This window comes from Bradyrhizobium sp. USDA 4369, from assembly GCF_054056435.1.
In genome coordinates this window covers 5834516-5857973 of record NZ_JBSRYH010000001.1, presented here as the reverse complement: position 1 = coordinate 5857973, position 23458 = coordinate 5834516, and the positions used below count along the sequence as shown (strand labels likewise).

General features: G+C 61.3%; 5 protein-coding genes and 2 pseudogenes. 4 read left to right on the top strand and 3 right to left on the bottom strand.

Features of this window, described 5'->3' with window-relative positions:
- Positions 1 to 374: 374 nt before the first annotated feature.
- From ACVIJ6_RS26595 to ACVIJ6_RS26585, 3 genes and pseudogenes are all read right to left on the bottom strand, one after another.
- A pseudogene (locus ACVIJ6_RS26595) lies at positions 375 to 1376 on the bottom strand (ABC transporter substrate-binding protein).
- A gap of 37 nt (positions 1377 to 1413) precedes the next feature.
- Positions 1414 to 1539 (bottom strand): annotated as a pseudogene (locus tag ACVIJ6_RS26590) (transposase); the annotation flags it as partial.
- Positions 1540 to 2197: 658 nt separating this feature from the next.
- Positions 2198 to 3454 (bottom strand): hypothetical protein, encoded by a 1257-nt coding sequence (locus ACVIJ6_RS26585; protein WP_456775124.1) that lies wholly within the window; start codon positions 3452 to 3454, stop codon positions 2198 to 2200.
- A 1599-nt stretch (positions 3455 to 5053) separates the two neighbouring features.
- Here ACVIJ6_RS26585 and ACVIJ6_RS26580 point away from each other — a divergent pair.
- The 4 genes from ACVIJ6_RS26580 (at position 5054) to ACVIJ6_RS26565 (ending at position 23448) form a co-directional block, all read left to right on the top strand.
- Positions 5054 to 14107 carry a Tc toxin subunit A-related protein gene (locus tag ACVIJ6_RS26580; protein ID WP_456775123.1) on the top strand — a complete coding sequence of 3018 codons (9054 nt, stop codon included), beginning with the start codon at positions 5054 to 5056 and terminating at the stop codon, positions 14105 to 14107.
- Between the two features lie 25 nt (positions 14108 to 14132).
- Positions 14133 to 15836, top strand: coding sequence for a hypothetical protein (locus ACVIJ6_RS26575; protein WP_456775122.1), 1704 nt, complete (start codon positions 14133 to 14135; stop codon positions 15834 to 15836).
- Positions 15837 to 15897: 61 nt separating this feature from the next.
- Entirely contained in the window at positions 15898 to 16473 is a 576-nt protein-coding gene (locus ACVIJ6_RS26570; protein ID WP_456775121.1) for a hypothetical protein, read from the top strand.
- A gap of 33 nt (positions 16474 to 16506) precedes the next feature.
- Positions 16507 to 23448, top strand: a complete 6942-nt coding sequence (locus ACVIJ6_RS26565) for a SpvB/TcaC N-terminal domain-containing protein (protein WP_456775120.1) — start codon at positions 16507 to 16509, stop codon at positions 23446 to 23448.
- Positions 23449 to 23458: the final 10 nt, after the last annotated feature.

The window sequence follows — 23458 nt, the reverse complement described above, 5'->3', positions numbered from 1 at the left end:
AAATACGGATTTGAGCTAGCGGCTATATCGTCGCGTTATCAGCGCACGCCGTGATCAAGGCGCAAGTAATGTCACATTCGGCGAGGGCAGCGGATCTTCTTCTCGCGCGCGCGGTCAATCTGCGGCACGGACCAGGCTTTGACATCGGAGCCGCCGCGCGAGCCGCCGTCATCTCCCGACTGGCGCGACGGCCATCACAGATCCGGTTCGACGCCCCATCTCCACCTGGTGCGCCCACTCGTCCGCCCGTGGCTTAACCGCTCAGGCGCCTCCGGACCGCCCCTTCCGGCTCCGCGTATTCTCAATCACGATGTGACCACCCGGCTCTCAGATCTCATCGAGATGTGCCCACGGTCGGATTTTGCCTCGAAGCCCTATTGGTCGAAATAGATGTCGGCGAGGCGCGCATTGATTCCGGTGACGCCGAGCGTGTGGTTCCTGATCGTCTTATTGAACAGCGTCACGCCATCGGGCGCGACCAGATGGATGGCTGCAACGTCGTCATAGATCAGGTTCTGGAACTTGAACCAGAGCGCTCTGCGCTTCTCGGCATCCGGCTCGACGGCGGCATCTTCGAGCAGCTGGTCGACGACCGGATTGGCGTAGTGCGAGGCGTTCGAGAACGGCAGGCCGATCTTGAATTTCTTTGACCAGAATGCGCGCTGGATGCCGGGTGTGGGATCGACGGTATTGGACAGCGATTCGAGCGTGATGTCGAACTCGCGGCCGGTATAGGTCTTGTTGATGTAGGTCGAGAAATCGAAGAACTGAAAATCGACGGCGATGCCGAGCTTCGTCAGCGCCTGCTTGACGAAGTCGCCGGCCGCCTGCAGGTTGAACGGGTTGGCGTAGAGCCGGATCGGGAAACGCGTGCCGTCGGCCTTCTTCGGATAACCGGCCTCATCGAGCAGCCCGTTCGCCTTCGCGAGATCGAGTGCGTAGGGCTTGATCGACGGATCGACAAACTCGGCCAGCTCAGGACTGACCGCCGACGGCGCGACCTTGCCATAGCCAAAATAGACGAAGTCGAGCAACCGGCCATAATCGATCGCGTGGGCGATCGCGAGCCGCACCCGCTTGTCCCTGAGGACCGGGTTGTCATAGTTGAACTAAAGCTGCGTCATGCCGGCATTGTAATCGTAACCGCGCGTCTCTGAGCCGAGATGCGGCAAGGCCTGCAGCCGCGCGAGATCGGAGCGCGGCACCGGCGGCCCGCCGCCGAGGTCGAGCTCGCCGGTCTCGAATGCGACCGAGCGCGCCGCCTGGTCGGCGATGAAGCGCACGATGATGCGGTCGAGATAGGGCTTGCCGGGATCCCAATAATTCGGGTTGCGTACGAGGATGATATGGCTGCCCTTGACCCATTCCTTGAACACGAACGGTCCGGTGCCGATCGGCGCGCTCGCGTTCTTGTTTCCACTTGTAAATGCTGGCGTCGCTCACGCCATGCTTGCGGCACAGATCGGCGACCGGAACGCCAGCCTCGTGCTCCTTCAAAATCCCGATGATCTGCTCTTCCGTAAAGCGGCTGCGCTTCATGCTCTGGTCCTCGTTGCGGGCCAGAACGAACTTCAAGCCGGATTAAGCCTGAGGGGCAAGGTCAACGGAGTCGCGACAGCCGGGCCAACGGGAAATAGGCAAACGACTCAAGTCGCCAGACGCAATCCACAACGATGGTATGCACGGCCACTCGTATTCACGCGAACAGCAAGGCGGGCGACTCCACCGAACACACGTCCGGCCGAGGAGAAGCGACCGATAGCCCTCCTCTTCGTACATGGGACATCGGCCAATATCGTAACGCTCGCGTACTACGTAGCGCGGCGCCGCGATCATCGGAAGTGTGAAGGTCGTGCCGGCCCGGAGTTCCTGTTTCCGCAGCTTCCATGCAGGATCTTCGAGGCCGTTTACCTAAACGCGCTTGCAGCCACCGTCGTCTTCCGCATGCCGCCGAACCTGCTCAGCAGCAGAGCGAAATCTGCCCCCTGGAGGCAGCCGAAAGAATCCCGCTTTCCTCCAGGATCCGTCAGCGCAAGCGTGCTTCGGTCACCGGCAGAGGCAGAAGCATAGTTTGTCGTCCCACATGATCATGATCTGGTAGTCCGGTGGCCATTGATTTTGACTGCATAGGTGCGCGATCTTCGGCTCCAGTTTTTTGCACACCTCGGGCGCGCACGGAGGTACGGGGTCCCCTTGCTCATCCTTGATCGTAGTCATGGTCGCTCTCCTCTTTCCCCATCCGCTCGGGCGGGAGCGGTGAGTTCTTCGACGTACCCACGGCTGCGTCCCTTGCAGCGACAACCTCACGCCGCTCCGCTGTCCGGATCCTGCTTTGGACGTTCGGTTCTCCCCAACGTGTGAGTGCAGGTCGAACAGGATCGGCGTCGGGACAGGACTCTGTGACTCTCCGCGCCTTGCTTGCGGTGAAGCAGCCGCAGAGCGAGCAGATGCTCCCGCTTGCGGCGTTACCGTCGAGTTGCGCGGCAACACCGTAAATGACACGATCCGGCCGCGGCTTATGGTGCGGACATGAGGCACAACCGGAGAGGCGCGCGCGATAGGTCTCCTCACTCACCGCCTCCAGCCCGGCGCGGGACCATACCCATAGTGATCTGGCGGCCTTGGCGAGAAGCTCGACAGCAGGGCCGCATTCTGTGGCGCCGCCCGAATCGGAATCGCGGTATAGCGGGGTATCTAGCAAATGGTTCAGAAACGCTGGCGCGGAACGCGCAGACACGAGATTGCGCGCATAGGTCCAATCCCGCATAGCGCGATCGAACACCTGCTGCGAAACGGGGCCGTCGAGGCCAAGAGTTGCACCCAGTTCGGCACGACCTTCCTCCATCGACGCGAACTCATGGAACGGCCGCAGTTGAAAGCGGTCAGAGACGGCTGGGTTCGCGCCCGCACTCAATAGCGCGGCTCTGTCGCGTTCCTCAGACAGATCTTTGGGCTTGTGCGCGGTTGACGGACGCTGCCGCTTGCTACCTTTAACACGCGCCGCCCGGGCGAGAGAATGCCAAGCGGACTCCCGCTCGAACTTCGCGAAGAACAGCTGCACGGCGAAGTCACCGGACACAATGCCCGCTGTGTTCAAAAGATGCATGTCGAGCCTCGTCGGTTCCTCGTCCAGTGTGGCAATGCGCCAAATATATCCGCGATAATCCGGGTACGGATCGCGCATGACCACGGCCGCGTCGTGGCCATCCGCAAGCAGCACCCTGTCTCCGATGGCAAGTTCGCCAGCTCGGACCAGCCTGCCATCCGGAGCGACGAACGGATGATCGGGCACAACGCTCAGCGTCGTCCCGGACCCCGTCGCCACCTTGATCCGGATCAGCCCGCCGTCATGTTCCGTTATAGCTATTCCAGCGCTGAAGCGTACAATCGCAGGTGACCATGCGAGCGCGGGACCGGCTGCCAGAACCGTCTCGCCGGGATCGAGCGCACTCATCGGCTGCCCACCAGAGGGGGTCGCCACAGACAGAATGCCGTCCTGTGGTCCGCAAGCGCATTCACAGGCTTTCAGCGTACGGCCGTCCACAATCAAAACTCGCTGCCCTGGCAGCAAGCCGCGCTGGACGCACGCCGTGTCGAGCTCTCTTGCGAAGCCGGCGGTAATCTGATGATCACATTCGGAGATCGTGTCTGCGCCATCTACTCGCATCTACTGCCTCTATCCGATGATCCTACAGGAACACTCCTGACGGCCTGCCGCGCCCGTTCGCGACACAATCCGCACACCATCTGGCAGCGGCCGGCCGCAGCGGAACTCTCTTTGCGCGGCACACCGCAATGATCATTGACCGGCCAGATACCAGCTCGCATGTAGACAGGAACGCCGGCTTGAGCAGACCCGTAGTGTGAGGCCTCGACGGCTACCGGCGGCGCCGGACTACAATCGTCCTGAAGATTGACTAAGGCGAATGCCCCCTGCGTCAGGAAGGCGGGTATCCATTGCGACCTTCCACCACCGACATGTCATTTCTCCTTTTTACATAACTGCGCTCGAACGGACGCCGAATTCTGCCTGACATAGCCACGCACCAGATCGCAATGGAGTACCATGTCTATAAACGACGCCCCCTGCAAAGCAGACCATAACGCCACTCTACTTGACATGGAGCACCTCGATGGACGGCACACATCCTATGGTTGGGAAAATAGGATAGTCAGATCGAACCAGATTTCAACTATAAATTGTTATACCAACTCGCCTGCTCGAGCAAGGTCGGTGACCGACAGAGTGAGACAAGAACAGCGTCTCGTTCACCAGTCGTCGCCCATTCGGCCGTTGAAGCTTTGGACGAAAGCATTCTGGATCTGTTTGCCCGTCGTCTTAAAGTAACAGCCAATAGCGCTGTCCTCGCACCAAGCCAGCATTGCATCGCAGGTAAGCTCGCTGCCGTTGTCCGAGACATCGGCCCGGCTTCCCCCGTCGAGCGATAATCGAGGCCGGCTTCCGCTCCGCTACGCCCACGTGGGAGGCTTATTTGCAGTGATATTTTTGCGGACAAGGTACATGGGAGGGGCCTTGCAGAATTTCTGCAATCTTCGATTGTGCACTTGACAAGATGAGTTTTCCCCGTCTATCAATTTTTGATTGCATAACTGTAGTTAGCCGTATCGCTACCTGTACTTCCGCGCACATGTTCCTCAGCAGATACGAGGCGGATCAGCCATGGATTCGTTTCCGACAGCGCACGTCAAGAATGTAACAATCAAGAAATTCCTAGAAGAAACTGCAGGGATAGACCTGCGCTCGTTTGACTTTCACGATCGCTCGGCCCTGGCCGAGCTTGCGGCTAGGCGCGCGCAGCAAGCGAGGCCCGACGCCGACCAACCGGCAAAAACCAAAGCCGGCGAGGACCGCAGACAGGCCGGAGCTAGCGCCGGCCGGCGCCCTAGCAGGGCGGCACTAGAAGCCGCCATTGGTCATGAAACGCTCGAGGCCCTGCGCTCTTTCCAGCGCAGCTACCGACTCACTCGCGACCTGGAGACCGCCGAAGGCCTGATGGAGCTCGGCCTCGATTCCGCTGCCAGGATTGCAGCCATGTCGCCCGCCCGCTTCGTCGAAACGACGAAGGAATTGTTCAAAGGCGACAAGGCGAGAGCGCTCGATGTTTACGGCCGCGCAGGCCATCTCAAGACGGCTGCTTTGCAACTTTATGGCAGCGTCAAGGATCTCGTCGCCTCTCCCTATTACAGCGGCACCAAGTTCAATACCGCGTCCGACGACTTGGTCGACTATTTTATGAACATCCCGAGCTACACGGCGCTGTTCGGCAACATGAACTATTTCGACGCCGATCCTGGCCAGACGATCTTCAGCCCATCAGCCTACTTTTTTGATGCGATGCGCATCATTGACGAATATATCACGTATCCCAATTGCAACCCGGTGCGCACCATACCGCCGGGCTATACTCTGGAAGAGCGCCGCCCGGATATCTTCGCGCTCAAGCTGACACCGACCAACACGTTTACGGAAATTCCCACCCTCACGCTCGTCAATGACGTACTCGCCTTTTCGATCAAGGCACGCAGCGGGCAGGACCCGTATCAGTATCTCGCCAGCGCACCCTATCCGTTCGACCTGCCGTTCACGCAGCCGCTCGTCGCATTGCGCCGGCCGCTCGAGGTGATGAACACGCCGCTATTGGCACTTTATCGCGGCATGGTGGTGCAGGGAGGCAGCGCTAGCAATGTGCTGCCGCTGGACGTGGCGCGCGAGGCGCTCAGGCTGTCCGTCACGGACTTGACACGTTTCACCACGCCCGATCCCAGCATCGCCGGCGTGACCGCCGCCTATGGCTACGATATTCCACGCACGCCCCTGCCCTATGCCGGCGTCGGCGAGGTCGGTACGTTGGTCGGCTCGACGGCGGTAGGCGGCATCGGCACGCGCTTTACCGGAGAAATGGCGGTCGGCGATACCATCAGCGTCGCCGGCGTGCCGCGCAAGGTCACCGCCATCGCCAGCGACACGCAAGCGACGGTGGATGCGGCCTGGGCAACACAAACGGCGCTGAACTACATCGTCGCACCGAACGCCGCACCGCCCAAGCCGCCCTTTACCGGTCAGGGCACGGTGTCGATTGAGCCCGACAACACCATCGTGACGGGTGTGGGCACGGCCTTCATCACCCAGATAGCCGTCGGCGACAAGCTTACCACCGCCGGCCAGACACGCACTGTCGCCTCGATCACCTCGGACACGACGCTGAACGTCGATACTGCTTTCCCTTATATCTCGACCGGCCTCACCTATACGGTGACGCCGGTGGCGCCGCAGCCGGTCCCTCCCTATGCGGGCCCGGGCGGCATCGTATTTGAGAAGAGCGGTACCGCTGTCACCGGCATCGGCACGGCATTCCTCACCGATTATGCCAATGGCGGCTCGATTGCAGTGGGCACGACGACGCTCATCGTCGGCACGGTATTTTCCGATACGGCACTCGCGGTCACGGCCGCATGGCCGTCGACGGGCGGTGTCGACTACATGGTGCAGCCGGCGCCTCGCACCGGCACCATCGTCGACGTGCTGCCGACGGCCGGCACCGGCAAGGTCTCCTGGCAGAAAACCTCGACGCAAGTCGTCGGCACCGGCACCAATTTCGTCAAGGAATTGCGCGTCAGCGACCAGATCACCGTGGGGACGGAAACGAGGACGATCACCGCCGTCCTGTCGACCACGCTGGCCGAGATCGAGATGGCGCCGAGCGCCGATGCCAGCGCGCAAACCTTCACCATTCTGAAGATGGACGGGCTCGATCTTGTCGACATCTTCCAGGCGCGGACCGGGCTGCTCCCCGAAGAGCTGACCGCACTGCTCGACCAGAATTTATCGAAATCTGAACGCGATGCCGGGGGCGCCAACGGGTTCTTCATCAACGATACCGGCGAGCAGCCTGCCGCCATCACCACCTATTTCTGCAACGATCCGGGCAATCCGACGCATCGTCTCGCCGGGCTGACCTTGAAGCGCCTTGATCGGCTGAGCCGCTTCATCCGTCTCGGCAAGCTCTGCGGTTGGTCATCTGCCGACCTGCAATGGGCGATAACGGCAACAGGCGCGACCGAGATCACTGAGGATTACCTGCTTGCGCTCGGCCGCATGGCCGGATTGATCAGTGCGGAAAGCGTCACGGCGCTCGATATCACGGGGCTGTTCTACGCACTCAAGACCACCGGCAAGATCGACGACCGCAACCCGCAGGATCAGTTCGATCTGATTTTCAACGCGCCTGCGATGCTCCAGGGCGCCCATCCGTACCTGCCGACCAGCGCCACGCCCTTCAATCCCTTCCGCACCCCGACGCAGCAATGGACGATCGCGAACACCGCCGGCACCGACGGCATTATTCGCGGTCGGTTGCGGGCGGCCCTGCAGATTGGCGACGCCGACACGACACGGCTAGCCACTTACGTGCAGAGCCTCATCGGCGCGCAGACGCCTGCGGTGATGGACTTGACTCTGGGCAACCTCACCTGGCTATGGCGGCTGGCAACGACGGCCCAGCGCCTCGACTGGAGCATCGATACCTACCTGACCTTCCTCGGGCTGATGTACTACCCGAGCGCACCCAACTATTATCTGCCGCCGAAAGACGCCGTCACCTTCGCGCTCGACACGCTGGCCGACCAGTTCGCCATGGCGCATTGGCTCGCGAACAGCGATTTTTCGGCTGCTGAGATCCAGTACATCACCACCGGCGCTTCGCCCGATTTCCCGACGCCCTACCCGGTTCAAGACGTCCCTTCCTTCCAGGCGGAAACAGCCGTTTCGGCCGCCACCACGCACCTGACGCCTGCAACGCTGGCGGTGCTGCAGCTCAACGGTGAGCAGGCGCAGGCGCTTTTCGACAAACTCGTGGTGCAGACATTCGTCACCGATATTGGCATTTCGCTGCGCTATGCCGCGACCTATACCGATGTCAGCGCCTATCTGCCGGTACGGGTCGGCGAAAGTGCCACCGTTTTCGGTTTTGATGAAGCAAGTTTCGTCGACGCGACGCTCGGCATCGACGCAGCGCAGTCGCAGCAGGTCTATGCCGCACTGCTTGCCGCCAGTCCGCCGGCGCTCGTTGCGGTCACCGCGACGATCGCAGCGGTCGCCCAGGACTTTACCGCTTCGACCGATCTTCCCTATCTGGCGACGATTTTCGCCGCCAATGCCGATCCGACCGCCTGCACGCAAGCGGTACGCACCACGCTATTGACCGCGCGCGCCGGCATCGACGGGCTGATCAAGACGATTGCACAGACCGCCAATCTACAGGTGACCAGCCTGGTGCGGGCCTTGAGCGAGTTTCTGGGCCTCTCGACAGAAAGCGTCGCGGCACTGCTGCCCTTTGCGTCAAGCATCACACCGCTCGCCGATTACCTCGCCGCTTTCCTGACGCCCCTGTCGTCCGGCACGCAGCCACCGTCGACGCTGAACACCTTCATCGGCTGGATCTCGCGTGCCGGCTTGATTGTCGACACCTGCCGGCTCAACGCGGTGGAAACCGCCTATATCACCTCGCTGGAGGGCGCGCCGCATTTCAACATCACTGACTGGAGCAAGATCGACATCGCCGGCATCGCCGCCATCGACGCCTACGCAGAACTGCGCAACGCCGTCGGCGCGCAGCAGAACCAGCTGATCGTCTATTTCCAGACGCCGACAACCGATCCGGTCAAGAAGGTTGCGGCGCTGGCCGCTGCGACCAATTGGTCGGCGAGCGATATCGCCCTGTTGAACGCCTATTTCTGGCCGACGGCGAGCCCGACCGACGCCAACACGATGGCCGGGCTGATCAGATTGTCGACCGTGTTCGATCTGCAGCGGCGCCTCGGCATCGGCACGTCGACCCTGAAGAGGCTCATCGGCACCAGCCATATGCCGGTTGAATCCGCGCCGGGCGTCGTCGATCCAGCAGCCTGGACAGCCTATGAAGACGTGGCACAGACAGCCCTCGGCATCGCCAATGCCAGCTTCACCGGCGATGTGCTGACCGAAGCAAACACCGCCATCACTGCCACCATCAACGGGCTGACGCGCGATGCGCTCGTTGGCAACGTGCTCTGGTGGATGAACGCCCGCAATCCGACGCTGCGCAGCGTCAACGACCTTTACAAATTCCTGTTGCTTGACGTTGAGATGGGCACTTGCGCGACCACCTCGCCGATCGCTCAAGCCATCGCCTCGGTGCAGCTCTATATGCAGCGCTGCCGCATGATGATGGAACCGGGCGTGCTCCAGATCGACATTCCGACGATCTGGTGGTCCTGGATCATGAACTATAGGGTCTGGGAAGCAAACCGGCGAATTTTCGTCTATCCGGAAAACTATGTCGAGCCCTCGCTGCGCCAAGGCGCGACGCCGCAATTTCGCGAACTGGCCGACGATCTGCTGCAGAACGACCCAACCAAGGCGAATGTCGTTCCGCCGTTCGAGGATTTCATCAAACAGCTCGCCGTCCTCGGCAACCTGAGCCCGGTCGGCTCCTATCAGGCCTCCACGAAAGATCAGCGCAGCGGCGAGGTGAAGGACACGCTGTTCATCGTCGGCCGCACGCGCACACAGCCTTACGAATTCTATTTCCGCGCCCTCGACAACGCTGTGGAATGGAACCCCTGGTACAAGATCGACCTGACGATCGGCGGCGACCGGGTGAGTCCCGTCTACGCCTTCGGCCGGATGTTTGTTTTCTGGACCGAATTCGATACGGCGAAGAGCAATTCCATTGCCAATCAAGCCTCGAACACCGAAACGGTCGACAAGGCGACGCTCAAATATTCGTTCTACAACAACGGCGCCTGGTCGAGCGTGCAGACGCTCGACAGTGCGGCGATGATCAACACATATCCGTCGACCTATCCGACGATCAGCAATCCAGGTCCAGTCGCCGACCTGTTGCGCAAGGAAAACAGCTACTGGCAGTTCCCCTACGTCGTTTCAACCGGCGATGGGCTCGTCGGCGCCGGACGGATCTCGATCTCAGCCGGACTCGGCACGGTCGACGGCACACGCACGCAGTTCACTCGCGAGGTACGGCCGGGCGATCGCATCGTCTGTTTCGGCGAGAAACGTGTTGTCGGTGCAGTGGCGAGCGACCTCTCGCTCGTCGTCACCGAACCGTGGACGTCGGCGGCGGACGATGCCGAATACAAGATCATCGCCTTCACGCAGGGCGGCCGCTTCCGCCCCTTCGTCGGCACCGGTACTGCCTCGACCACCACCGGCATGCCGCTGGTCAGCGGTGACGGCACACGCTTCCTCGACGAATTCGTATATGGCGACACCATTGCCATCGACAACGAATCCTACATCGTCATCCTGATCCAGGATCAGGAAAACCTGCTGGTCGATCAGAATTGGATCGGCTCCTACAACGACGCGCAATTCACCGTTGTGCCGGGCAACCAGGGTCAGGAGAATATTCTCGTCGCCTATAGCCCGCCGACCGACACCTCAAAGCCGCTCGCCTACGGCTCGAAGGTGATCACATCGAATCCGACGAAGAACAGTTTCATCACCGCGCAGAACCTCCTCAATACCTCCGTCTACAACGGCTTGTGGCTGGCCTCGCAGTATCAGCCGGAGCAGCAGAACATCCCCGGCGCCGTGCCGATCGTCGATTGCGCCTTCCTTGACGCCGACCTGTCGCGCGGCGCCGCCAAGGTGCTGTTCACGGAATACTTGTATGGCGCGGCGGCCAATCCGCAGCCCTACCGACCTGAGCTGATCCGCCGATATGCGCGCCTCTCGGTCTATCCGAGCAAAAACATCCTGTGGGACAATTACTGGGGCACCAACCTGCCGGGACAGTTCGATTCTGACCGCTTGCCATCGAGCAACCAGGGCATTGATCTGCTGTTCAACGTCGCCAAACAGACCTCGGCGTTGATGCCGGTCGGGAACAAGCCCGGATCCTTCGTATTCGACAATGTCGACGAAGCCTATCTGGCGCGGCCAACGACGCCGAACATCAACCTGATCTCCGAGATGATCCTGCGCACCCAGCGCCCGTGGAAACCCGATCTGCTCAACAGTCAGATCATCGCCACCGGCGCTTACACGGCGCAGCCACAGGCGCTCGCCGACACAAAGTTCTCGTTCGTGCGGCTCAACACCATCGTCATGCCGACGCTGGAGGCGCGGCTGTTCGCCGGGGGCATCGACCGCCTCCTGACGCTGAGTTCGCAATATCTCCCCGAACTCCCGTTCAACCGCTTCTACCCACCACCTGGCACGACGCCGCCGCCGAACGTCATTCCCGTCCCCTCGGCCTTGATGGATTTCGACGGAGCTTTCGGGCTGTATTTCTGGGAAATCTTCTTCCACTCACCGTTCCTGATCGCCGACAGGCTGCAGGGGAACGGGCGATTCGAGGAGGCGCTGTCGTGGCTCAACTACATCTTCAATCCGACGCAGCCGCCGAACGAGGCCGAGGATATCTACGACGCAGATCCGGCCAAGCGCTATTGGCGTTTCCGTCCATTCCGCGACATGGACCAGCCGTCGCTTCGCAAGGTGCTGACCGATCCGCTGCAAATCCGCCGTTACAATTACGACCCATTCGATCCCGACGCGATTGCCGCAGTCCGCCCCGTCGCCTACGCCAAGGCTATCGTGATGCGCTATGTCGACGTCGTGCTTGACTGGGCCGACATGCTCTTCACGCAATATACGCGCGAGACCATCACGCAAGCGACGAATCTCTATGTGCTAGCCGAAGACCTGCTCGGCGACAAGCCGCGCTCGCTCGGTCGCCTACCATTGCCCGAGCCGAAGAGCTTTAACGAGCTCAAAGCTGAATACCCGACCAACCAGATCCCACAATTTCTCATCGATCTCGAGAACACGCCCTATCTCGACCCCGATCACGACAATGAGCGTTACCCGAGTCAACCGGTCAACGATATCATCGCCTATTTCGCTGTTCCCGAGAACGCCAACTTCATGGCCTATTGGGACCGCGCCGAGGATCGCCTGTTCAAGATCCGCCATTGCATGAATATCGACGGCCAGGTGGTGCCGCTGGCGCTGTTCTCGCCGCCGATTGACCCCGCGCTGCTGATCCAGGCGATGGCATCGGGAGCCAGTTCGGCCCTCGCCCAGGCCTTGGCCGAAGACGTACCCTATTACCGCTTTGCCTACCTGATTGATCGTGCCGAAGCGCTGGTCAACCAGCTTGCCGGTCTAAACGCTGCGCTGCTCGCGGCGTTCGAGAAGAAGGATGCCGAGGCGCTCAGTGTGCTCACCAACCGGCAGGAAGCGGTGCTGCTCAAGCTAACGACGACGATCAAGGAACAAGAGATCGCCGACGCGGAGGTGAATGGCGAAGCGCTGCAGCAGAGCCTCGCCAGCGCCCAATATCGGCAGAACTACTATGCTGCGCTGATCAAGACAGGGCTCTCGGTGCGCGAGCAGGCCAGCCTCGACGCGATGCTGGCGGCTCTGGTGTTCAACACCTTGAGCACGGTCACGAAGACGGCCGCTTCGATCGGCTATGCCGTGCCGCAGGTCGGCTCGCCTTTCGCTATGACCTACGGAGGCCAGCAGATCGGTAATTCGCTCAACGCCGCATCAGGCGTCTTCGAAATCGGCGCCGCGGTTTCGACCTTCATCTCGCAGCAATCGCAGACACTGGCGAGCTACGAGCGGCGCGCCGAGGATTGGGGCCTGCAGGAGAAGCTCGCCGGCTATGATGTGGCGCTGTTCGAGGATCAGATCAAATCGAACCAGATCCGCATTGCCATCGCCAAGCAGAACCTCGTCATCCACGAGGAGACGATCAAGCAGAATTCCGAGCGGGCGAAATTTCTCAAGGACAAATTCACCAACACCGCGCTCTACCAGTGGATGGCCAATCAGATTTCGCGCGTGCAGTACCAGACGTACACGCTCGCGTATCAACTGGCATTGACCGCACAGCGCTCCTACCAGTTCGAATACGGCACCAGCCGCAGCTTCCTGAATTTCGACTATTGGGACGCCGCCCATCGCGGCATCACCTCGTCGGACGGGCTGCAGCTGGCGCTGGCGCAAATGCGCGCCAGCACCTTCGATGTGTCGCGCCCGCTTGAAATCGAACGTACCATCGCGCTGAGCGACATCGACCCGACGGCACTGCTCAAGCTGCGTCAGACCGGAGAATGCCTGTTCAGTTTCTCGGAAAGACTGTTCGACTACGATTACCCCGGCCACTACGCCCGCGTAATCAAGACAGTCAGCGTCTCCATCCCCTGTATTGTCGGCCCCTATCAGAATATCAAGGCGACTCTGACGCAGCTCAGCAACCAGGTGGTGCTGACCGCGGGCGATGCCGGTCTCAACGCCATCGCCTTCCTGCTCGGCAGCACCAGCGCCAAGACGCCGCCGGCCACCGCCATGCGCAGCAACTGGCGCAATTATCAGGAAATCACGATGTCCTCCGGCCAGAACGATAGCGGGCTCTTCGCACTCAATCTCGACGACAGCCGCTATCTACCGTTCGAGGGTACCGGCGCAGTCTCGAGCTGGCGCCTGAGCATGCCGAAGGGAACCAACCGCATCCTGTTCGAGACGATTGGCGATGTCATCGTCACGGTGAAGTATACGGCGCGCGATGGCGGCGAGGCGTTTCGCCGCAAGGTCGCAGGCCTTGATGCGCTAAAGCCCTACGCGGGCGTCGACTATGTCGATTGCCGGTCGATGTATTTCGACGCTTGGCAGTTGCTATTCGCCTCGGTCGGACCGGGCGTAACAACCCAGACACTGACCCTTGCCATCCCCGACTTTACGCCCCCGCATGTCGATAAGAGCAAGCTCATTGGCTTCTACATCCTGCTCTCTGCCGACGCGTCCGTGCCGGGCCAATATATCACCGTCAAATTGACCAACACATTGAAAGCCGACGTGACGCTCTCGGCCACCAACGACATGAGCTATTTCTTCGAACAGCAGCATCAGACTGCCCCGACTGTCGCCAAGGTGACGGCAAGCCCGATCGAGGTTCAGTTCGACCTCGGCAAGACGCCAGATTCCCTGAAGAACGCAAGCCAGACAGGGCTTTCGCCGGAAGCGCTGAGAGATATCCAGCTTGTCTTCTACTACACCGGCACGGTCATTCTTTAACGATAGACTTCGAAAGGATCATTCAATGCCGACCCAAAAGTGCCTGGACAACATCAAGTCCGAAGACCCGCCATACAACGTCTCCTGCACAGCCGATTTCTGCTACAAAACCTCGTTCGCGCGCGACGTGCATTGCTCGAAGCGCGGTCTCCCGGTCGATACGCCGGTGCTGACTTGGGACCCCAATCTCAACGGCGGCCAGGCCTGCTATTGCTGTTGCTCCTGCTTTGCGCTCGACACGCCGATCGAGGTTAAAAAGGGGCTCTACACGCTGATCCAGGACATCCAGTCGGGCGATCTCATCATCGCCTGCGGCGTCGATCTGATCTGGAAGCCGCACAAGGTCAAATATCGCACCGGTGATATCGACAAGTCGAATATTCCAAATATGTATTACGTCGAATATTTGATGCCCGGCGAGAAAGCCAATCGCAACCTGCTCGTCACCGCCGACCATCTGTTCCTGATGAACGGCACGAAACATCTCAAGAAGGTGCAGTTCCTCATCCCCGGCGACAAGCTGACCACTGCCGACGGCGCCGTCGCCGTCGTGCAGTTCGTCACGCACGGCACGCACTACACCGCGATACAGACCATCGAGATGAGCGGCCGCATCAATCCGCGCACGCTCGACGGCCACCTGATCAACAGCAACGGTGTGGTAACCGCCGACTACGCGGTTCAGGTTCACTACGAGCTCGGTGACCAGCTTAACGCCCTCCACGCCTCGCCGGACGAAGTCGAGGGTATGGCGGTGGGCAGCGACGCGTACGAGGCCAAGCACGGCAACGCGCAATCGCGCGCCTTCGCGCAAAACCCCGCATCCTGGCCCAAGGGCTTTGTCCCCGATCAATCGACCGAATTGTCGATCCCCAACTATGCGACCAGCTACATCTCGTCGGAGCAGGCTAAATCGGTCCGCAAGAACGGCAAGTTCAATCCCAACAACAACACGACCGGTCGGGCCAACATCCTCTATCTCTTCCAGCAGAGCCAGAAGATGTACCCGGATATCGTCTGCATTCTCGACTGGAACAACCGCACGCCCAATGCTTATGCCTGGGAAGCGTCGGGCCAGAAATACATCGTCTTCTGCGGCGGGTTGATCCGCCTCAAAGGCCTGTATCTCGACGGCCTTTCGCTCATTCTGGCCAGCCTGCAGGCCTCGCTCCAGGCCCAGGCCTGCGTCTGCGAATGGGATTATGCTGCCACCTCTTCCATCCTGCGCACGGCCTGGCCCGACAGCATTCTCGCCAAGCTCGTGCCGACCGGCATCGCACAGGTCCAGGATTACTTCAAGGCAGCACATGATGCGCCACCGCCTGACGGCACGGATCCCTGCAACGCTCCGACACTCGACTGCCGTATCCAGTCCTATTGGGCCGGCTTCAGCTTTGACCGTCTGCCCGAGTGCGCCGGCGTATTCCCCCGGTATCTGATGGTCGGAACGGCGTTCGCTACCATGGACAACCTCACGGTCAGCATCGTCTTCAATGACGAGCTCGATCCTGCAACCGCCACCGACATCGCCAACTACGCCTTCAGCCCGACCGCGACAATCACAGCTGCTGCGCTGAGCCCGACCGATGCGCGCCAGGTCGACCTCTCGGTCTCGGATCTGGACCCGGACAGCTACTATGTGCTGCTGCTGCAGAACCTGCAGTCGGTGCATGGCGCGCCGCTCGGCCCCGATCAGAACAAGGTCATCATAGCCACGCACGTCGTCTGAGCCGGCGACGCCCAACCCATGCGGTGCGCCGGTCTCCCCCGGCGCCCCCTTCTCCAGGGAGATGAGCATGTTGCCCATTTTACGCAACCTCGAAGCCGCTGGCGACACCTATGCCATGCAGGTACAGCTTGGCGTGCTCCTCGGCCTCGAGCAGGCCGTGCCGGTCGAAGTACTGGAGCGCGCGCACGCGGACGATCACTACGCCACCTATCTGTTGCGCAGCCGTGGCCATCCCGAACTTCTCACCATGCTGCTCAGCAGGGCGACCGACAACCGCCAGATGAGCCGAGCTGCGCCGCAAGTCGAATTGTCGAATACCGAATTGCTGCGCAAGGTCGGAAGCGCCACGCTCAAATGGGCGGCGAGCGGCTTCAAGCATATCGAACCTGAGGTGCTCGAGCGGCGTAACGCGGCCTGCAGTGCCTGCCCTTATCTGCAGGCGGCGCCCGACCGCATCCTCTACAAGGTAACCTTGAGCCCGCGGTCCGACCAGCGCGTCTGCAGTGCCTGCGGCTGCACCGCATCGCGCAAGGCCGGTCTGCCAGATGAGTCCTGCCCAATGGAGGATCCCGAACGGCCCGGATTCACGCGTTGGCACGACCCGATCCGTCCCGTGGACGGAAGCGTTCAGGACTAGGCGCGGCCTGAATCGGCTACGGGAGCACGAGTGATGCAGGCGCCGCCGGAAATCCAGGTTCCCAAGATCGACGCCAAGGAAGGCGGCAAGATTTCCGGCAATGGCGAACGCTTCGAGGTCAATCTCGTCAGCGGCTCTGCCAGCTTCGCCATGCCGGTGGTCGCACCGAAACTGCGCGAAACTGCGCCCGACCTGTCACTCAGCTATAGCGGCGGCGTCGGTAACAGTCCTTACGGCCTGGGATTCGATCTGGCGCTACCGGCGATTTCCCGCCTCACCGACAAGGGCATCCCGCGCTACACCAACGACGACCGTTTCGTCTTCGATGGCGGCGAACTGACCGCGCGTTACGATCTCGTCGGCGATGATTGGAGGAAGAGCGAGCGTATCGAGGGTGACTACCTCGTCATCGGCTTCCGGGCGCGCATCGAAGGCTCGGGCACGCTGGTCGAATGGTGGCAGAACCAGACAGACGGCACGTCCTACTGGCGGACCGTGAGCGCCGAGAACGTCACGGCACGCTATGGCGTCACCGCCGACGCCCGCATCGCTGATCCACAATACCCGACCCGCGTCTATTCCTGGCTAATCAGCGACAGCTGCGACGCGCATGGTAATAAGATCATCTATGATTACAAGCGCGAGGACGGCGCCGAGCTACCTGCTGGCGCCAATTGTGCTCAGCGCTACATACGCTCCATCCGTTACGGCAACTATCTCGATAACGCGACAGAGCGCTTCGCCGTCAATATCCTTTTCGATTACGGCGAGTATTCGCTGCCCTCGATCGACCCCGCCAAGCCCTGGCTCCTGCGCAGCGATCCCTTCTCCACCTATCGACCGGGCTTCGAGCTGCGCACGTGGCGACTTTGCCGCAACATCCTGACCGTGCACGACTTTCCCTCGCTGCCGGGAAACGGACGCTGCCTGAGCAATGTGCTGGCGCTCGGCTATGATGAGACGCCGTATTTCTCGATCCCGACCTCGGTGCAGCAGATCGGCTGGAAGACGCTGACCGACGGCTCGCAAGTGAGCGAAGCGAAATCGCCAGTCACCTTGTCTTTCAATCCCTTCAGCGCTGCCAATTCCCAGATGCAAACGCTGCAGGTATCAGGGCTGCCGCCGTTCCAGGGGCCGCCGGGGCGTGGCCAATACCAGTTTGTCGACCTCTATGGCGACGGCATACCCGGCATGTTGTTCAACGACACCAGCACGATCACCTATTGGCGCGCGCTCGGCGAAGGCCGTTATCAGCCACCGGTCGCGCCCGCGCAGTTCCCCATCGACCGGGCGCTCTCCGAGGGACGCTGCGCCCTGATGGATATTGACGGCAACGGCCAGCTCGATCTGGTGGTGCGCGATCCCAGCCGCGCCGGCTTTTACCGCAACAACAATGACGGCAATTGGGAAAGCTTCATACCGTTCTCCAGCGCACCGCCTGAAATCACCATGCCCGGCATGGAATTCGCCGATCTCGACGGTGACGGCAGGCAAGACCTGATGATCGGCGCCGGGAGCGAGCGCATCCGCGTCTATTCCTCGCTCGGCACGAGCGGTTATGCTGCGCCGACCCTGCACGGCATTTCAGAGCTTTTCCCGCTCGCTGCGGGCGAAAGCCCTGTCACCCTCGTCGGCTTCGCCAATGTTCTGGGCGACGGGCTGCAACATCGCATTCGCCTGACCGACGGGCTGCTCACCGTCTGGCCGACGCTCGGTTATGGCGAATTCGGTACGCCGCGGACGATCCGCAATACGCCGCGCTATGGCGCAGGCCTGACAACGGCGCGCATCTTCTTCGCCGATATGACCGGCTCGGGTTACGCCGATCTCATCTACGCCTACGACGATTATCTGGCCATTCATCGCAACGAGAGCGGCAACCGGTTTTCCGATCCGCTGCTGGTGCCGATTCCGCAGGGCATCGACGATCTCGACCAGGTCAACTTCGCCGATATTTTCGGCGACGGCCGCGCCGCCTTCGTGCTGAGCAAGGCGGCGGCACCGGTGTCACATTATGCGTTGCGTTTTCCCGACACCGAGGCGCCGTTCCATCTGAGCAGCATCGATAACGGCTTTGGTGGCACGACCGCCCTCACCTATCGCAGCTCCACGCATTTCCAGCTTGCTGACCGCAAGGCCGGGCGCCCCTGGCCGACGCCGCTTTCTACTGTTGTGCAGCTCGTCGAGCAGACGGTCATCACCGACGCCTCGACCGGACTCGCAAGCACAACGCATTACCAGTACGCCGACGGCTATTACGATCCGATCGAACGCGAGTTCCGCGGCTTTGCCTATGTGCAAACACTCGACCGCCAGGCGATTTCGCCGGTGCTATGGCATTTTCCCACTCCCGGCGGCCCGACCTTCGCGCCTGGTGAACCCTGCCTGAGCCGACGCTGGAACAACACCGGCGCGGCGACGCTGGTGGAGGCGCGTTCGATCCCTCTGCCGCGCTTTCGCGGCCAGCCGCTGGTGCCGGACGATTATCTCGACCCAGATATTTTCGCAGCGGGCGGCGCCACGGTGCGCGAAGCTTATCGTGCGCTGAAAGAGCGCGAGGCGGCGAAAAGCACCACCGGCCTCGATACCAGCGGAGAGGAGCGGCCGGTCGCCTATCAGAGCACGGCGCAAAATTACCGGGTACGCATGGTGCAGCCGCGCATCGGTGTGCATCCCGCCTCGTTTCAGGTAACGCAGCGTCAGAGCCGCACGCTGTCGCAGGAGGATAATCCGGCCGAAGCGCGCGTCGCGGACGCTTTCAATCTGAAGCAGGACGATTTCGGCAACGTCACGCTGATCGCCAATATCGCCTATCCCCGCCCCACCGGTCCCGATGTCGCGCCCCAACAATTGGCGTTGATCGCCACAGCAACGACGCGCGCCTACATCAATCATCCGGCGACGACGGCCGAACCCTATCGCTATGTCGGGCTGCAATGGCAGGAATCCGATCTCGATATTGGGGGATTGACCGCAGGGAGCGGCTTTTTCGACTTCGACACGCTCAATATTGCCTATACGCAGGCGCTGGCCAACACGATCGACTATGGCACGCCGTTCACGCCGGGAAAGATGCAGGCGCGCCCCTATCACTGGACGCGCGATCTCTACTGGAACGCGGCGCAAAGCGCACCGCTGCCCTTCGGCAGCCTCTCGGCGCAGGGCCTGGTCTACGAACAGCAGAAAGCAGTATTTCCGCCGAGCTTCGTCTCCGCCATTTACGGCACGCGCGTCGACGATACGATGCTCGAAGCCTCGGGCGGGCGCGGCGCCGGCTATATCCTCGCCGACGGCTACTGGTGGAACCCCGGCAGCCGGCGCTACTATGCCGATGGCACGCAGTTCTATCTCCCGATCGCGGTCGCAGATCCCTACGGCGCGCGCACGCAATACGGCTACGACGTTTACGCGCTCGAGATGATCTCGAGCACGGACGCGCTCGGCCAAATCACGCAATTCGCCATCGACTACCAGGCGCTGCAGCCCTACCTCGTCACCGACATCAACGGCAATTTCACCGAGACCTTCTACAGTCCGCTTGCTGCGATGCTGGCGTTCTCGCGCTACGGCACGATTGGCGATGTCAGCGTCGGCGACGCGCCGCTGACCAATTACAAGTATATCGCGCCGAAATCCCGCGCCGACATTCTGGCCGATCCGGAAAAATATCTGCAGGGCGCCGGTAGTTATTATTGGGAAGACTATTTCTCGGTGGCACGCGGCGACGGACCGGTCTGCAGCGTGCTGATCGACGCCGACCGGGCGATCAAGCCCGACGATCCGAAATGGGACCCAGGCCCACGGCGCTACGGCGCGACCCTGAGCTATATCGATGCGCAAGCGCGAGATCTCGCCAAACAGATCAAGGTCGAGGCAACGGCGCTCGATGCCGGCGCCAAGGGCGACAGCTGGGTTGTCACTGATCAGCTGGCCTATGACGAGCAGGGCCGCGAGGCGCGCCGCTACGCTCCCTATGTCAGTAGTCTGCCCGTGCTCGATCTTTCCCCGGACGCGCCCTGCACACTGAGTTTTCACGATGCGCTGGGACGCGTCATTCGCAACGATACGCCGCCGGGTTTCTTCTCGAAAACCGTCTACCGCACCTGGGCGCGCATCGTGTGGGACGAGGACGACACCATCATCGAGTCCTCCTACTACCAGGCGAATATCGGCAACCTGGACCCGTCCTTCGCCAATGAGCGCAATGCCTTGCTCAAGGCGGCGCAGTTTTCCGGAACGTTTACGACCATCAGCCTGGATCCTTTGGGGCGCGACTGCGTCGAGGCGAAGCAGATGACCTACGCTCCGGTGGGCACGACGCCGCCGCCACCGGAGTCCTATCAAACCGGCAGCTGGTACGACAGCGCCGGCTCGCTCGCCAAACAGGCAGACCCGCGCTTCTACAAGGGTGCGGGAACGGTGCTGTTCAATGTCGAGCAGACCTATGCGATGACCGGCGAGGTCGTCAGCACTATCTCCACCGATTGCGGCAAAGAGCAGCCCGGCACCGGGCGTGCGCTCACCGACAGTCTCGGCAATCCGCTCGACCGCTGGGACAATGCCGGCCAGCATGTGCGCCATGCTTACGACTCGTTGCGTCGGCCAACAGGGCTCTTCGTCGATCCGGTGATCGGTGCGCCCTATCAGGCCGAAAGCCTCATCTACGGGACGGATCCGAAAACCAACAGCTGCAACCGCATCGTCATCCGCCGCGATCAGGCGGAGGAAGCGCGCATTGCGCTCTACAACCTCACCGGCCAGCCCGCCGCCGAAACCCGCCAGTTTCCGGTCGACTACGGCACGCCGATTGATTGGAGCGATCCCTCGAAGGTCGCGATGCTGCCAAAGATCTGGGATCTCGGCGCGGTGTTCAATCGGCGCTCCTGGCCGCTCGCCCAATTCAACGCCGACGGCACGGTGACGACAACCAGCTATTATGTGAATGGCTGGATCTTGGCGGGCGCACTCGCTGCCGATGCCGGCCAGCCGGCCGCGCCAGTGCTGAGCGTGCGGCGCTATTTCGCGAATGCCCAGCCCACCGACAGCGTTTTCGCCAACGGCACGACGACGAGCCGCGCCTATGACACGCAAACGCAGCGGCTGAACGCCATCCGCACAGTGCGCGCCAGCGACGGCGCGGTGCTGCAGGACGACGATTTCTACTACGACGCCATCGGTAACGTGACGCGCATCGTCCACAAGGCCGAGCCGCCGAATTTCTGGAACAACGGCGTCGCCACGCCCGACAATGATTACACCTACGATTCCATCTACAGATTGCGGTTGGCGACGGGGCGCCAGCAGGCCGACCTGACGGCACCGGAGGCGCGACGCTTCGCTGGCGCGGCCGGCGACCAGCTCGTCTCCTATACGGAGAACTACACGCTCGATCCCTCCAACAACCTGCTGCAAGTCCAGCATGTCGCTGCGGGCAGTGGCGGACAGGGAAGCTGGACATGGGATTTTGCGGTTTCGCCGACCTCCAACCATGCCGTGCCCGCCGACATGGCGACCGGCGGCAAGGTCCCGGACGACTTTTACGACTTCAACGGCAATCTCGCGCAATTGCCCAATCTGCCGGCCATCGCTTTCGACTATCGCAAGCAGATGAGCACGGCGACGCTCGTCATGCGCTCGGACAGCACGGATGATGCGGAATTCTACCGCTATGACCGCGACGGCGCGCGCCGGCGCAAGACGAAACGCTTCATACAGAGTCCCACCGTTACGGTCGTCGAAGACACGTTCTATGTCGGAGCACTCGTCCATACGACGCGTACAAAACTGACCGGAGGTGGCAGCACGCCCGATGGTGACGCCTCCTCGCTCAGCGTCGGCGCAGGTAACGAGCGCCTACTCATCATCGACAGCGACAGCTCACAGCCAACGCCGCAGCAGCGCTATCAGGTCGCCAACAATCAGAGCTCGGTGACAATCGAACTCGACGAGACCGGGCTGCTGATCACGTTCGAGGAATATCTGCCCTATGGCGGCAAGGCTCTGGCCAAGGGCAAGAGCCAGCTCGATCTCGACCGCAAGCGGTACCGCTATGTCGGGCGTGAGCTCGATCCCGCGACCGGGCTCTATTGCATCGGCCTGCGTTATTACATTCCGTCGATGGGACGGTTCCTGACCACAGATCCGGCCGGCTACAAGGACGGACTCAACCTCTATGCCTATACAGGCTGCAATCCGACGACCTTTGTTGACCGAACCGGTACGGTGCGCCTGACCGGACAGAATACGCTCGTCCGACAACGTCAGGCGCGAATGGACGCCGATTTCCATCGGGCTGTCGATATGGTCGATGACGCGATCACTCTGCTCGAAGCGCAGATCGCCACCCGCAACGGCTGGTGGAACAGCACGCTCTGGAGCCGCGGCACGATCAATAACCCCGATCCACTGATTCAGCAATATTTCGGCATCACCGGCACGACGCGAACAGACGCGAACAACCTATTTGAGGTACTCGACAACTTCCGAACGATCCGCGATTATTTTGCCAGACCTCCCGTTCAAAGCCGCCTCTCCTGGCGCTACGTGCAAAGTTTCTTTGTGCATATCCCGCAGTTCAACGTGAGACCCGACCCGCCGAAGAACACAACGATCGCGTTCGTTCAGGGGGGCAGCGTCAGCTGGCCTGACTGGCGTATTCTACCACAATCGATCCGAGCGCGCCCGATGGGGCCCTTCACCGGGATTGGTCTGATTACGCCGCTGGCGAGAGGACTTATTCGCATGACCCCCTATGCGGGCATCAACCTTTACGACCGACTGCATTTCGCTCAATCGAACGGAAATACGCGAGCGTCGACGATCGTGCATGAAGCGACCCATCTGATCTTCTATTCGGAAGACTACGCTTACGGCTGGGATCCGGCGTTTCACAACCTTTCGACCCCACAGCGCATGTATAATGCCGACAGCTACGGGTTGTTCGCCCGAGCCGTCTATGAGCGCGATCACCACTAGGAACGTCATC